This is a genomic window from Paenibacillus sp. sgz302190, from assembly GCF_059820445.1.
The window spans coordinates 1-14,781 of record NZ_JBZYAO010000019.1 but is presented as its reverse complement, the minus strand read 5'-3'; the positions used below and the strand labels follow the sequence as shown (position 1 = coordinate 14,781).

Sequence of the window (14,781 nt, the reverse complement as noted above, 5' to 3'; positions counted from 1 at the left end):
ACTAGCCGTCCCGGGCAGGACCGCTAGCGACGGTATCTCCATCGCAATCACCGCGGCAATCGTCCGCCTGCTTAACATGCTTTTATGATCCGTTCCATCATGTCTTATTCCCGCTCCCATCCCAAATAATTCTATGACTTTTCAATACTCGCAGCTATTAAAAATTGGGCTATATAGTAGGTGATCATCACCTCGTATGCGGCCCATTGAACCGGCGTGACAAACATATTCCAGGCAAGCAGCGAATCCGACAGGAAAAACAACACTCCGCCTGTTGCGGCAAGCCGGCTTTTGCTCATGACAGCGCTCCATATCATGACGGAAATCACGATGACATATAGCAGAATGGGACCCCATAATCCGCTTTTCCCGCCTGTAAGCATGCCTGCATGAAGTCCCCGCAAAAGAAAAAAGGAATAAATCGCAATCGGAATCAGAGAAAGCGCACGCAGGAGAGAAAATCGCCAACGTGTCAAGAAAGCGCCGGTATAGACAAGATGAGCGATGAGAAAAGCAAGTACTCCCAACGTGAACCATTGATTGCCTGATAATAATAAAAAACTGTCGCCAATAGCGGAGAGGAATAATCCGGCAATGATGAAACGCTTATAGGACTTGGCAGCGTCGCGACAGGTTGCAGCAAGTAAAATTATGAGAATGATCGTTCCCGGCTTTAAAATCCAGCGTGCGGTCATATTGCCGTCTGCAATTGCAAAAAGGTAACCGATGCCCGAACAAATAACAGCCGCCAATAAAAGCTTTCGAAACATATCTTCACCTCCAAAATGGTTATTTTTGAATGCTTTTTCCGCCTACAGGCAGCTCTTCCCGAGCAGTATAGTTCAAAACGACCGATTTCACATATACCAAATGGTATAGATCCGGAAATTTACTCGTAATCAAGAGGAAATTCACACATATTGTCGAATTTTATTTTGTAATTTTTTATTAGGATCCATCATGTGCATCAAAGGAAGTGTAGCCTTGTCAAAGCATTCCAGAACTCTCCGGGTATCGGATGAATTATATGGCAGAGAGGACGATCTGGCCGTTTTGCAGGAAGCTTTTCGGTGGGCTTCTGTCGGATCTACGGAATTGGTCCTGATATCCGGTCAACCCGGTGTCGGTAAATCGGCTCTCGTCCAGAATGCCTTCAAACCCGAGGTAATTGGCAGATGCTATTTTGCCTCCGGAAAATTCGACCAATACAATGCAGGCGGCCCTTACGAGCCTTTTATAAAATGCTTTCAAATTATAATCAGACAGCTGCTGACCGAGCCTGAACCCCATTTGCAAAAATGGACTGAACGGGTAAAGGAGGCGGTTGGGCCGAACGGCTCCATAATAACGGACGTCATTCCGGAAGCCGAATTGCTTCTCGGACGGTTTCCTCCCAGCGAGGATGTTCCGAGTTTGGAATCCCGGAATCGGTTTGAATGGGTGTTCCGCCGGTTCGTGCAAGTTTTCACTGGCAGGGATCATCCGCTTGTTTTATTTTTTGACGATGTGCAGTGGGCGGATGAAGCTTCGCTTCGATTGCTGCATTCATTGATTGTCGACCCTGAAAGCCAGCATCTGCTCGTCATTGCCGCATACCGGAGTCAAGTACGGAACGCGAACATGAATTTACTCGAAGAATGGCTGCAGGGAGAACATCCTGGATATTCAGTTCGCCAGCTTTCGTTGAAGCCGCTTGAGCTCTCGCATATTCAAACCATGGTGTCGGATTCGCTGCAGTGCGACCCTGACGAATGCTTTCAAGCCGCTCATACGCTATATGTAAAATCCGTCGGCAATCCGCTTTATTTGAAACAGTTGCTGCAATCGGCTTACGACGAACAATGCATTCGTCCCAGCCCATTAAGCGGTAGTTGGGAATGGAACATGCAAGTTCTGAACCAATTCCCGGAAATCGACGGCCAACTCGACTATCTTGTCGAGCGCATCAACAAAATTCCTTTTCAAACCAGAGAATTACTGATGATTGGTGCTTGTCTGGGCGGCAAGTTCAACATCCGGGTATTGCATGCCGTTAGTGGGAACAACGAGGATGGGTTGGTCCATATTTTATCGTCCGCCGTGAATGAAGGACTTTTGAGCATTTTTGAAGAGCCTGAGGCTATCAGGCAGTATCAATTTACTCACGACCGGATTCAGCAGGCGGTTTATTCGCTGTTGAACAGTCGGCGGCGGATGGAAATTCATTTGTCGGCAGGCCGGGTTTTGCTTGAATTCGACAATTCCAACGAAAAAGAACAAGCTTTGTTCGATATCGTGAACCATTTTAATCAAGCGTTGGATTTGCTGTCCGCAGAGGAGCTGGAATTGACAGCCCGGCTGAATGAGCAAGCGGGAAGGAGAGCGATGCAATCCTCCGCCTACTCGACAGCGCTGCAATACTTCGAAACTGGGATCGAATGTCTTCCGAACGATTTTTGGGCGGGCCATTTTGAATTCACGTTTCAGCTTTATTTAAAGTGTTCCGAGTGCGATTATTTGTGTGCGCATTATGGGCGGGCTGAGGCCAGGTTGAACGATGTGCTGAAGCGGGCAAGAACGTGGGCTGAGCGAGCCCAGGTGTATATTTTAAAAATCGGACAGTACAGCAATACGGGAAAATATTCGCAGGCTATCGAATTGGGGCTGCAAGCCCTTCGGGAAGTCGGGATCCGCATATCAGAGCGGCCGCATAAGCTCGTGATTATTAAAGAAATGCTTGTAACGAAGCGGCTGTTGGACAAAAGGATGAACGAACTCCTCTCGCTACCGGAGATTGACAACCTTCAAATCAAAGTCATGATGGAACTGCTAGTTTCGCTTGTAGCGCCGACCTTCTTTTCTAATCGGGAAGTGTTCGCCGTCATTGCTTCGAAATTCATCCGGCTGGCTTACAAGTACGGTTCTTGCCCCGTGGCGCCAAGCTTGTATGCTTCTTTCGGCATGTTGCTAGGCACCGTGCTCGACCAGTACCCTATGGCGTATCAATTGGGGAAAATCGCACTTGATCTGGCCGATCAATCCGCCATTGCTTCTGTGAGATGCAAGGTGCATGTGATGTTTTACGGTGTAATTTCCCCGTGGGTGCGATATGATCGGGATGATGAAGCCAAGCTGGAGCAAGCTGCAAAGCTTGGTTTGGAAGCGGGCGATTACGTGTACGCCAGTTATGCGGTCGGAAGTCTTATTAATTTGTCTTATGTCAGAGATTCTATGGATCATATGCTGAGAGTCAACCGCAAAAATTTGCAGGTGATCGAGCACACCAAGGAGGATCTCGTTTTTAAAAATGCATTAGTGTACATGGATATGGCGAAAAAACTGCAATCCCCCCATGGAGATGCGTTCCACCTCACTGACGGCCGTGCAAGCGAAGCAAATTTCCTGGATGACGTGATGAAAGACGAGAGCCGAGCCGTAACACTCTATCAGCTATACACCTACAAAGCACAAATTTATTATTTGTTCGGACGCTACCGGGAAGCGGTCGGCTTTGCGGAACAAGCCAATCCGTATGAGCTCCTTTCTGTCCATGCCCCTCATTTGCCGGAGCATCATTTGTATGAAGCGCTATCTATTATAGCTGCCTGGGACGAACTTCCCGTCGACGAAAGAGCCGAGTGTTCAAAAAGATTGAAACGGCGGTATCGCCAGTTCAAAGCTTGGGACCGGATGTCGCCGGAAAACTTCAGGCATAAGTTTTTGCTGCTCCAGGCGGAACTCGCCCGGTTCAAAGGTTTGGAAAAGGAGATTATCGAGCTTTACGATCGCTCCATCCTTTTTGCACGCGAGCACAATTACCTCCAGTATCAGGCAGTGGCTTGTGAACAAGCGGCGAAATATCATCTGCAAAAGGGCAGAGAGAGAGTTGCGGTCGGATATTTGAAAGAGGCTTATGAGGCGTATGGATTGTGGGGCGCGGAGTCCAAGCGGAGCAAAATGCGGACTGAGTATCCGGGGTGGCTGGATGAACCGCCAAGCGGTAATGCGTTGGCCGCTGCCGCAAAAGCCGCGGATGAAAGCTTTGTCTCGCTGCAAACGGACAAATTGGAAGGAATTGCGTCTGGCGCAGGAGAGATTGACCTGGCCGCTATTGTAAAAGCTTCCGCATCCTTGTCGCAAGGCATGGACTTGAAAGATATTCTGAAACAGCTCATGTCGATCATTATGGAAGCTTCCGAAACGGAAAAGGGATGCCTGATCGTTCGCAGAAACGGGGATTTGCGGGTGGAAACGGTATTCGACGCAAACGGGGAATCGGCATGGGAAGCGGAGCTATTGGTTGACAGCAAAGATGTGCCGGTATCCTTAATTCAGTACACCTCCCGGCTTGAGAAACCGGTTCAGCTGATGGATGCCGCACAGGACGATCTTTTTCGGTCCGATCCATATATAGCCCGGAATCGCTGCAAAACGGTTTGTTGTTTGCCGCTTTTTTCTCAGGAACAATTTTCCGGTGTGTTGTACTTGGAGGATAATCGTGTTCACCGTCTGTTTACGGATGAGCGCATCGAAACGCTCCGCATTTTGGCATCGCAGGCTCTTTTCGTTTGGAAGCTTTCCGACTCCTTCGGCGATGCGTCTGTCTCGGCTATCCAGCAGGCCGAAAAGTCTGAAGAGCAGTCCATAGACTCCTTGACCGACCGCGAGCTCGAAGTGCTGAACCTGATGGCGTCGGGAATGACAAATAAAGAAATCGCCTTTCAACTCGGCGTAACGGCAGGTACGGTTAAAGTCCATATCCACAACATCTTCAGCAAATTAAATGTGAACCGCCGCACGAAAGCCATCGCCGAAGCGAAGAAGAAAAAGATATTGGGGTAGGCGAAAAGAGGCTTCTCACAAAGTTCGATTTGAACTCGTGAGAAGCCTCTTTTTTATTAAAGCTGATCAAACGGCGTTTCCGCTCGGCGGAAACTCTTGATGTATCAGGGCTCGAAGCCCTTCTTACATCATGCCGCCCATTCCACCCATGCCGCCCATGTCTGGCATAGCCGGTTTGTCTTTTTCAGGCTTGTCGGCGATGACAGCCTCGGTTGTCAGGAACATAGCCGCTACGGAAGCTGCGTTTTGCAGCGCGGAGCGCGTTACTTTGGCAGGGTCGACGATGCCTGCTTCGAACATGTTTACCCACTCGCCGGTAGCTGCGTTGTAGCCGATGCCGACTTTTTCGTTTTTCAGGCGCTCAACGATAACGGAGCCTTCTTGACCGGCGTTAGCCGCGATCGTGCGAACAGGCTCTTCCAGAGCGCGCAGGATGATGTTAACGCCTGTTTGCTCGTCGCCGGAAGCTGCTACCTTGGATACAGCATTGAACACGTTCACGAGGGCTGTACCGCCACCGGAAACGATGCCCTCTTCAACGGCTGCGCGAGTTGCGTTCAGAGCGTCTTCGATGCGCAGTTTGCGCTCTTTCAGCTCGGTTTCAGTCGCTGCGCCAACTTTGATAACGGCTACGCCGCCGGCAAGTTTAGCCAGACGCTCTTGAAGTTTTTCTTTATCGAAATCGGAAGTCGTTTCTTCCAGTTGAGCACGGATTTGCGTGATGCGAGCGCCGATGTCTTTTTTGTCGCCAGCGCCGTCCACGATAATCGTGTTTTCTTTAGTTACGCGAACTTGACGCGCGCTGCCCAGTTGATCAGGAGTTGCGGATTTCAGATCCAATCCCAGCTCTTCCGTGATCACTTGGCCGCCGGTCAATGCAGCGATGTCGCCCAGCATAGCTTTGCGGCGGTCGCCGAAGCCAGGAGCTTTAACCGCTACGCAAGTGAACGTGCCGCGAAGTTTGTTCACAACCAGAGTCGCTTGTGCTTCGCCTTCAACGTCTTCAGCGATGATCAGCAATTGTTTGCCGGATTGCACCACTTTTTCAAGCACAGGCAGGATTTCCTGGATGTTGGAGATTTTTTTGTCGGTGATCAGGATGTATGGGTTGTCAAGGACAGCTTCCATTTTATCCGTATCGGTAATCATGTAAGGGGAAGTGTAGCCGCGGTCGAATTGCATACCTTCTACAACTTCAAGCTCGGTAGCGAAGCCTTTGGACTCTTCAACGGTGATGACGCCGTCGTTGCCCACTTTTTCCATAGCTTCTGCGATCAATTGGCCTACTTCATCGTCAGCTGCGGAAATGGAAGCAACTTGCGCGATGGATTGTTTGCCTTCGATCGATTTGGAGATAGCTTTCAGCTCTTCTACAGCCGCTTTAACCGCTTTGTCGATACCTTTGCGGATAACCATCGGGTTAGCGCCTGCAGTTACGTTTTTCAGACCTTCGCGAATGATCGCTTGAGCCAGAACCGTCGCTGTAGTCGTACCATCACCGGCAACATCGTTTGTTTTGGTAGCTACTTCTTTAACGAGTTGAGCGCCCATGTTCTCGAAAGCATCTTCAAGCTCGATTTCTTTCGCGATCGTTACGCCATCATTCGTGATCAGCGGGCTGCCGAATTTTTTCTCAAGAACAACATTGCGGCCTTTTGGACCCAGGGTTACTTTTACGGCATTCGCTAATGCATCAACCCCGCGAAGCATCGCGCGGCGTGCGTCTTCACTGAACTTAATTTCCTTTGCCATGATATAGGAAGCCTCCTTGTATTTATAAATATTTCGAAACCGTCCTCACCAAGCCGGTGACGGAACGGATCCATATACGAAGTAAGTAGCGATTTCGGTAAAAACTTAAGTATACTCTCGAACCGGCGCTGCCGTCAGCGCAGGGCGCTGCTGCAGCTCTATGACTGCTAAATTAGGCTAAAACAGCGAGAATATCGCTTTCGCGCAAGATCAACAGTTCGCGGCCTTCGTATTTCACTTCAGTTCCAGCGTATTTGGAGAAAATAATGCGGTCGCCTTCTTTAACTTCAAGCGGAACACGCACGCCGTCTTTCAATGCACCCGCGCCAACAGCTAATACTTTGCCTTCTTGCGGTTTTTCTTTAGCTGAATCCGGCAGCACGATGCCGCTGGCAGTTGTCTCCTCTTTCGCAATGGCTTCAATGACTACGCGATCACCTAACGGTCTGATCATGGAAAAATAGCCTCCTTTAGAAATAGGTATTGGATATGTTTCAAGCTTATTAGCACTCGAATGTGTTTAGTGCTAACAACAATTCTTATGATAATCATTCCAGAAGCATTTTGCAAGTCTTTTTACACATTTTTCACTTCTTGGGGCACCCCCCTCATTCTATCCAAAGCGGATGCAAATATTCTTCGCCGCGAGAAAATTCATAGGATTCCGGCGGGCGGAGTTACTGCAGAACCCGGTTCCCAGCAAAAAGTCCGCGGGTTCCTGCCGCCCAGCCCCCTTAAGCGCCAAAAACAGCCTGCGGCAAACCGCAGACTGTCGTTATTTAGGGCCGTATTCCTTTTCCCACTCAGCATCCTTCGCGAGCTGCTTCCGATGAATAATTCCCGATAAAAACACGCTGAACTCATACAAAATGATAAGCGGCACCGCAACCAGAATCGCTGAAATCGCATCTGGAGGCGTAATGACGGTGGCCAAAATAACGAGCACCATGTAAGCGTAGCGCCGGAATTTGTGCAGCCGTTTCGGGTTCAGCAGGCGGATTTTGGTCAAAAACATCACCACAATCGGCAGCTCGAACAGCAGCGCCAGCGGCAGGATGATGTTGAACATGAAAGAGAAATACTGTGCGGCCCCGTACAGCTCGGTAATTTCCAGGCTTTTGCTGATGGAAGACGTAAAGTAAAAAGCCATCGGAAACACGACGAAATAGCCGAAGGCAATCCCCACCAAAAACAGCAGAAACGCCGCAGGAATGTAAATAATCGAAGCTTTCTGCTCGATTTCGCTCAAACCGGGCTTCACGAAAGCCCAGATATGATAAAGCGCGACGGGCAAAGTGACCAGAATGCCTACGGCCAGGCCAAAATTCATGTATAACCGCAGCGCATCCCACGGCGAAAAGATGTTCCAGCCGATGCCGCTGGCCGGGGGAATATTTTTGAGAAAGCGAATGATCGGTCTGGCGCAAATAAGTCCGACCACCATGCCGAGCACCAGCACGACCAAAACCCAGATGATTCGCTTGCGAAGCTCGCTCAAATGCTCGACGAGCGACATTTCTTCATTCGTTGTCATGTGTCCACCAACCTAACCTTTGTGAAGCGAACGGTCTGCCCGCTCACTTAATCCCCGACAACCCCGGCTTAGTCCGGCAGCCGCCGCGCCGGGCCCGGCGCGTCCGCTTCTTTGCGCGCGGGCTCGGCTTGCGGCCCTTGCGGCGCCTGCCCGCCGACGGCTTCAATAACGTCGGATTTAACCGCCGTTTCCTGCCCCGGCGCCGTTTTTACGTCATTCATCAGGTCGCGCGTCCCTTTTTTGAACTCGCTGATCGTCCGCCCTATCGCCCTGCCAAGTTCCGGCAGCTTTTGCGGACCGAACAGCAGCAGCCCGACGATCGCAATCAGCAGCAGCTCGGTAAATCCGATATTTTGAAACATATCGCTTCATCTCCATCTATTATGCTTAACGTCCGCTAACATTGGTAAAAGCCGCCGTAGCCCATCTCGGCGATGTCTTGGCGCACAATCTCTTCGCCGGCGCAGATGCGCGGCAGAAGCACGTCAAAGGACGTGTACGGGTCGTGCATCACGCAACCCGGCAGTCCCATAACCGGCAGATCGCCCAGATAGGCGATCATCAGCATCGAGCCCGGCAGCATCGGCGTGCCGTAGCTGACCACACGGGCCCCGGCCTGCTTGATCGCGCCCGGGGTACGATCGTCAGGGTCCACGGACATGCCGCCCGTGACCAGGATCAAATCCGCGCCCTCCGCCTGGAAAGCGCGGATTTCGCGAACAATCGCCTCGCTATCGTCCGGGACGAAGCGTTGGTCCACGACCTCGGAGCCGAGCGCGGCGACCTTGGCTTTGACAACCGGGCCGAATTTATCTTCGATTCGGCCCTTGAACACCTCGCTGCCGGTCGTAATGACGCCGACGCGCAGCCGGCGAAACGGCTTGACCTCGACCAAAGCCGCGCCTTCCGCCCGCCGCTCCGCAGCGAGCCGCTCGATTACCTCGATCTTCGCTTCCTCGACGATCAGCGGAATGACGCGCGTCCCGAGCAGCGAAGCGCCGGCCTGCACGACCGTGTTCGTCCGAATCGTCGACATGACGATCTGATCCATCGCGTTCACGCGATCGATAAAAGCGCGATCGATTCGCGCCAATCCGTGAATCGCCGACTTCACGTTCACTTTGCCTTCGTGCGGCTCCGTCAGCGTCACGTTCGCTCCCTGAACCGCCCGCGCCATGCGCAGGGCGGCTTCATCCTCATGGAGATAGCCGGGCTCAAGCTCCATCGCATAGATGTGCTCCTTGCCTATACTCAGGAGCGCGGGAATGTCCCCTTCGCTGATTTGATGTCCTTTGCGAAAGAGGCGGCCTTTGAATTCGCCCGGCAAAATTTGCGTCAAATCGTGCGGCAGGATCATCCCGACCGCATCTTCCACTTTGACTTCACGAAGCATGCCATCCGCTTTGCTCAACCGTGATCACCCTCTTTGCCGGTCAAAATGCCGAGTGCATGCGGCAGCTGATCGATAATCGCCATCAAATTTTCCTGCACGCCCTTCGGGCTTCCCGGCAGATTAATAATGAGCGTCCGCCCCCGAATGCCGGAGACGGCCCGCGAAAGCATCGCCCTGGGCGTCCGCTGCATCGAAACCATCCGCATCGCCTCGGCGAATCCCGGCGCGACGCGGTCAACTACGTTCAAGGTCGCCTCCGGAGTGACATCCCGGGGAGCGAGCCCCGTCCCTCCGGTGGTCAGAATGAGGTCAGCCTGATAATAATCGGTCATTTCAATCAAAGAAGCCATAATTTCATCCATTTCATCCGGCACTACCCGATACTCGATGATTTCCCCCTGAATCTCTTCTTCGACCAGTTCGCGAATTACCTGTGCGCTTGTGTCTTCTCTCTCTCCCCGGTAACCGCGATCACTGGCTGTCAAAATCGCAACCTTCCAGCTCATCCTCTGTCACCTCTCCCTTTATCGATCGCTGCGGTGAAAGTCCCCGTTCTTGCCTCCCGTTTTGCTGATCAACATCGTGGGGCCGATCACCATGTCCTTTTCCACCGCTTTGCACATGTCATAGACCGTCAGCGCCGCCGCCGATACGGCAGTGAGCGCCTCCATCTCGACTCCGGTCTGGCCGGTCGTACGCACGGTTGCTTCTATGTATAATTCATTCAAACCGTTGTCGCCAAAAACGATGTCAATGCCGGTGAGCGGAATCGGATGGCACATCGGAATCCAGTCCGCCGTTTTTTTCGCCGCCATAATGCCCGCTACCTGGGCTACGGCGAGCACATCGCCTTTTTTCAGCTTGCCCTGTTTGATCAAATCCAGCGTCACAGGCTTCATGATGATGGCGGAACGCGCCGTTGCAGTTCGCTTTGTCTCCGCTTTATCGGAAACGTCGACCATCCGCGCCCGTCCCTGCTCGTTAAAATGGGTCAAATCCGGAGATTCGCTCAGCGCACTCACCTCAATCTTTTATGATTTAAACATTTGTCTGCTTTCGGTTACAAGACAGTCCACCCGAAAATCGTGCCAGGAAGAAGGCACCTGGGGAATCAGCTGAATATCGAAAGCGGCGGCAACCGCCAAAGGCCGTTTCAACCCGCGTGCGGCAAACAACTGCATGAAGCGGTCGTAGTAGCCGCCGCCGTAACCAAGCCTGCCATAATCCGTATCGAAAGCGAGTCCCGGCACCAAAATCATCGAGATGACGGACAAATCGTGCTCTACCGCCAAATGCGGGCGGGGTTCCCTGATGCCGTATGCGCCTTTTTCCAAATCATCCGGGCTTTGTACGACATGCAGATTCATCGTTTTCGTATCGGCAGCCACTCTCGGCAGCAAAACGCGGATTCCGTTGTCCCAGCACCAGGCCATAAGCGGAGCAATATCGGGTTCAGTACGAAACGGCATATAAGAAAGCAGCGTCGGAACGCGGGAAGCCGGTTGATTGCCGTCCGCCCCTTTCAGCTTGTCCTCACACAGCGCGACGAGGCGCTCATGGATGCGTTGCTGCTTCTCTTTGCGCTCCTCGGGCGTCAGGGAGGCGCGCTTCGCTTCAACGGCCTTGCGCAGTTCAATTTTCCGCTCTCGGATGTTCATAGATGCTCAGTCCTTCACTAAAGAGGAGTGGTTTCCCTCATTTTAACATAAACAAGAAAAAAAACTACACTCGTACCCCGAAGCCCGCCGAAACCGCCTCCAGCAGGCAAAATAGCGCATGGCCGAAACCGTGTCCGGGCAAATCCGGCTTACGACGCGCCGCAGAAATGGTGTATACTAATAAATTGACGGCATTATTACTCAAGCAGGAGGCAAGAGGCAGGATGTTATTGCAAGTATCGAACTTATCCAAAAGTTACGGCGTACGCTCCGTGCTTTCCAATATAACGCTGCAGATTGAAAATAAAGAGCGCATCGGCCTCGTCGGAGTCAACGGTGCGGGCAAATCGACGCTGCTGCAAATCATCGCGGGCGAGATATCCTACGACAGCGGCGAACTGTTCAAGGCGAAGGAAACCAAAATCGGCTACTTGCGCCAAAACAGCGGCTTGAACACGGACAAATCGATATGGAACGAGCTGCTCGGCGTTTTCGCGGGACTGCTGGATGCGGAAAAAGAGCTGCGCGAGCTGGAGGCGTCCATGGCCGACCCCGATCTCGCAGCCGACGAGAAAAAATACGAAGCTACCATGAACCGCTACGCGCAAAAATCCGAGTGGTTCCGCGAGCAGGGCGGATACGAGATCGAGGCGAAAATCCGCGGTATTTTGCACGGCATGGGCTTCGGGCAGTTTCCGCCGGAGACGAAAGTGGCGACGCTCAGCGGAGGGCAAAAAACCCGGCTCGCCTTGGCCAAAATGCTGCTCGAAGAGCCCGATCTGCTGATGCTCGACGAGCCGACGAACCATCTGGACATCGCCACGCTGACGTGGCTGGAAGGCTATTTGCGCGGATATCCGGGCGCGATTCTCGTCGTATCGCATGACCGTTTCTTTTTGGACGCGCTTGTCACTTCCATTTATGAAATCGAGCGGCACGCTTCCAGGCGGTATACAGGCAACTACTCGCGCTTCATTGAAATCAAGGCGGCCGACTACGAAATCCAAATGAAGCAATACGAAAAGCAGCAGGAAGAAATCGCCAAGCTGGAGGATTTTGTCCAGCGCAATATCGTCAGGGCTTCCACGACCAAAAGAGCGCAAAGCCGCCGCAAAACGCTCGAAAAAATGGAGCGTCTCGACAAGCCGCTGGGCGATTTGAAGCGGGCTTCGTTTTCTTTTGAAATCGAGCAGACCTCGGGCAAAGAGGTGCTGCAGGTTGACGGCCTGGCGCTTTCCTACGGCGGGAAAAAGCGGCTGGCGGACAATATCTCCTTCCACCTGCGCCGCGGGGAAACCGCCGCTTTGATCGGGCCGAACGGCATCGGCAAATCGACGCTGCTCAAGACGCTGATCGGACAGCATGCGCAGGATCAGGGCGGCCTGAAATGGGGCGCGAATGTGACGATCGGCTATTACGACCAGGAGCAAACCGGCCTGAATCCGGCCAACTCGGTGCTGGGCGAAGTCTGGAACGCCTACCCGAATCTGGAGGAAGCGCGCATTCGCACGGTGCTCGGCAGCTTTCTTTTTAGCGGTGAGGACGTGTTCAAAAAAGTGTCCGCCCTGAGCGGCGGCGAGAAGGCAAGAGTCGCGCTGGCCAAGCTGATGCTGCAAAAAGCGAACGTGCTCATTCTCGACGAGCCGACGAACCATCTCGATCTGTACAGCAAGGAAGTGCTGGAATCGGCCCTCATCGATTACGAAGGAACGCTGCTGTTTATTTCCCATGACCGCTATTTCCTGAACAAAATGGCGGAAAGCATGCTGGAGATGACCCCTGCCGGCATCCACACATATTTGGGCAACTACGACGACTACATGGAAAAAAAGGCGGAGCTGGCCGAAATGGAAGCGAAGCGCCTGGCCAAAGAGGCCGAGAAGAAAAGCGCCGCCGCCGGAGGAAGCTCCTCGGGCTCAGGTGCAGGCGCGGGCGGCAGCTACGAAGCCGACAAGCAGGCCAAGCGCGAAGAACGCAACCGCCAGCGCAGGCTTGAACAGCTGGAGCAGGACATCGCCCGGCTGGAAGAAGAAATCTCGGCGGTCGAAGCCGAGCTGGCCGATCCGGACGTGTACAACAATTACGTGCTCGTGCAGGAGAAAACGGCAGCGGCCGAGCTGAAAAAAAGCGAGCTCGCCGCCTGCTATGAAGAATGGGAGACGCTGCTGGTCTAGTAAGTCTGTACGATGTACAAAAGTAACTCCCTCGGTCGGACTCCCAGGCATCCGGCGGGCGAAAAATCGCCGCCCCTGCGGGCCCCTGAACAGAAAGCCTGCAAAAGTGCAGCTTTTTACTCACTGATGCGCTGGTTTCCGGGAATTCCTGCAAATGTGCAGTTGTTTCGCTAAAATTCGGGGCTTAGCCCCAGTATGATCAGGAATTTCCTGCACAATTGCAGGCTTTTCCTCCAGACGGGCTGCATTCACGGAAACAGCCTGCACTTTCGCAGGCTTTTGTAAAACCCCCGCGTCAGAGGCGATAACCACAATTTGCTTGACTGCACGAAGAAAACCTGCAAAAATACATGAATTTGCGTCCTTGATCGCTGTCCACGAACAATTCCTGCAAAAGTGCAGGCTTTTCAGCCGGGACATGGGCTCAGGTTCACTTTTAGCGAAAATTCCTGTACTTTCGCAGGATTTTCGCCAAAATACGCTAATTCCGGAGAAAAAACCTGCACTTTCGCAGGTTTTTTCCCTATCACGATGTCTCCCGCCCATTTTGTTCAGTTCCGCGATCTCACAAGGAGAGGTGCGCGCCCGGAAAAAGTGGCTATCCCTCAAATTAGGGCCTCACTGTTTCCCGTAGCCCTAACTGAGTATTACGGCTTTCTCAACACGCCTGACTTTCGCAGGTTTTCTCCCTGTCCAGCCTCTTCATGCTCTCTCTCACTGAGCAGCGCCGCAACCTGCGTGAGAGCGGTGCGCCCCCTTCGGTTCCTCTAACGCATCACTTTCTCAACAGCCTGAAATTTGCAGGCTTTTAGTCGAGGCAAGCGTATCCAGCAGCAAAGGGATGATAAACCGGCGACGGCGGCATGGGTGCGCCCGGCGGCATGGCGGGCTGTTGCAGCAATTCTCCGCGCTGCCAAGGAGATGAGCCGGCTCTAGCCGGCGAGTCTTTCGGCAGGCCCGCTGGCGGAGTCGGGCGGGCGGAGCTCCAGCTCCTGCAAGCACAGCAGGAGCATCGGTACCGCGACGTAGACGATCATCGTCGCCGCCGCCACGATGCCGGAGTCGTTGAGCAGCAAAGCTGCTACGGCTCCGAGCGTATTGGCCGAGAACCCGTACATCCAGTACGGGTATTGGCGCTGCCACAGCATAAGCCGCCCACGGGGGCGCAGCACCAGCACCGCCATCACGAACAGGCTCGTGATGAGCACTTTGCTCCATGCGGATGCGCCGATCAGGTGCACGTTCATCCGCAGCTTGCGCACGATCAGCTCGCCGAGCCGATCGAATTGCCCTGCGCGCAGCGCGTCGAACGCGCGCCCGACGTGGCTCTCCCGCGCGGCGGCCGCGGGAGAATCGGCGCTGTTGAGCAGCCACAGCGCGGCAAACCCCAGCGCGAGCAGCGCTGCCAGCAGGACCGCCGTCCTGCCGGGGCGCAGCTCGCGCCAGCGG

The 14,781-nt window shown here is 53.2% G+C and carries 12 protein-coding genes and 1 pseudogene; 2 read left to right on the top strand and 11 right to left on the bottom strand.

The window, feature by feature from the left end:
* Positions 1-131 precede the first annotated feature (131 nt).
* Positions 132-770 (bottom strand): lysoplasmalogenase family protein, encoded by a 639-nt coding sequence (locus tag AC6RNO_RS20685; protein WP_497106584.1) that lies wholly within the window; start codon positions 768-770, stop codon positions 132-134.
* 214 nt (positions 771-984) lie between these two features.
* Here AC6RNO_RS20685 and AC6RNO_RS20680 point away from each other — a divergent pair, with 214 nt between their 5' ends.
* Positions 985-4,821: an AAA family ATPase gene (locus AC6RNO_RS20680; protein WP_497106583.1), complete on the top strand. Its 3,837-nt coding sequence runs from the start codon at positions 985-987 to the stop codon at positions 4,819-4,821.
* Between the two features lie 123 nt (positions 4,822-4,944).
* Here AC6RNO_RS20680 and groL read toward each other — a convergent pair whose 3' ends face one another.
* The 8 genes from groL to AC6RNO_RS20640 form a co-directional block, all read right to left on the bottom strand.
* A complete protein-coding gene (gene groL / locus AC6RNO_RS20675) occupies positions 4,945-6,573 on the bottom strand; it encodes a chaperonin GroEL (protein ID WP_474683925.1) in 1,629 nt (542 codons plus the stop codon).
* Between the two features lie 172 nt (positions 6,574-6,745).
* Positions 6,746-7,027, bottom strand: coding sequence for a co-chaperone GroES (groES, locus tag AC6RNO_RS20670; RefSeq protein ID WP_474683924.1), 282 nt, complete (start codon positions 7,025-7,027; stop codon positions 6,746-6,748).
* Between the two features lie 321 nt (positions 7,028-7,348).
* Positions 7,349-8,107: a twin-arginine translocase subunit TatC gene (gene tatC / locus AC6RNO_RS20665; protein WP_474683923.1), complete on the bottom strand. Its 759-nt coding sequence runs from the start codon at positions 8,105-8,107 to the stop codon at positions 7,349-7,351.
* A 68-nt stretch (positions 8,108-8,175) separates the two neighbouring features.
* Positions 8,176-8,469 (bottom strand): twin-arginine translocase TatA/TatE family subunit, encoded by a 294-nt coding sequence (locus AC6RNO_RS20660; protein WP_497106582.1) that lies wholly within the window; start codon positions 8,467-8,469, stop codon positions 8,176-8,178.
* Between the two features lie 35 nt (positions 8,470-8,504).
* Entirely contained in the window at positions 8,505-9,500 is a 996-nt protein-coding gene (locus tag AC6RNO_RS20655) for a DUF8806 domain-containing protein (protein ID WP_497106665.1), read from the bottom strand.
* A 14-nt stretch (positions 9,501-9,514) separates the two neighbouring features.
* Positions 9,515-10,006 carry a molybdopterin adenylyltransferase gene (mog, locus tag AC6RNO_RS20650; RefSeq protein ID WP_474683921.1) on the bottom strand — a complete coding sequence of 164 codons (492 nt, stop codon included), beginning with the start codon at positions 10,004-10,006 and terminating at the stop codon, positions 9,515-9,517.
* An 18-nt stretch (positions 10,007-10,024) separates the two neighbouring features.
* Entirely contained in the window at positions 10,025-10,522 is a 498-nt protein-coding gene (gene moaC / locus AC6RNO_RS20645) for a cyclic pyranopterin monophosphate synthase MoaC (RefSeq protein WP_497106581.1), read from the bottom strand.
* Between the two features lie 9 nt (positions 10,523-10,531).
* Positions 10,532-11,158: a 5-formyltetrahydrofolate cyclo-ligase gene (locus AC6RNO_RS20640; protein ID WP_497106580.1), complete on the bottom strand. Its 627-nt coding sequence runs from the start codon at positions 11,156-11,158 to the stop codon at positions 10,532-10,534.
* Positions 11,159-11,382: 224 nt separating this feature from the next.
* Between AC6RNO_RS20640 and AC6RNO_RS20635 the strand changes: the two genes are divergently transcribed.
* On the top strand, positions 11,383-13,332 hold the full coding sequence (locus AC6RNO_RS20635; RefSeq protein WP_497106579.1) for an ATP-binding cassette domain-containing protein: 1,950 nt from the start codon (positions 11,383-11,385) through the stop codon (positions 13,330-13,332).
* 120 nt (positions 13,333-13,452) lie between these two features.
* On the opposite strand, the gene AC6RNO_RS20630 is transcribed toward AC6RNO_RS20635, so the two are convergent.
* Together AC6RNO_RS20630 and AC6RNO_RS20625 are read right to left on the bottom strand one after the other, a co-directional pair.
* The gene (locus tag AC6RNO_RS20630; RefSeq protein WP_497106578.1) at positions 13,453-13,941 is read right to left on the bottom strand and encodes a hypothetical protein; all 489 of its coding nucleotides are present in this window, start codon (positions 13,939-13,941) and stop codon (positions 13,453-13,455) included.
* Between the two features lie 323 nt (positions 13,942-14,264).
* A pseudogene (locus AC6RNO_RS20625) lies at positions 14,265-14,781 on the bottom strand (hypothetical protein); the annotation flags it as partial.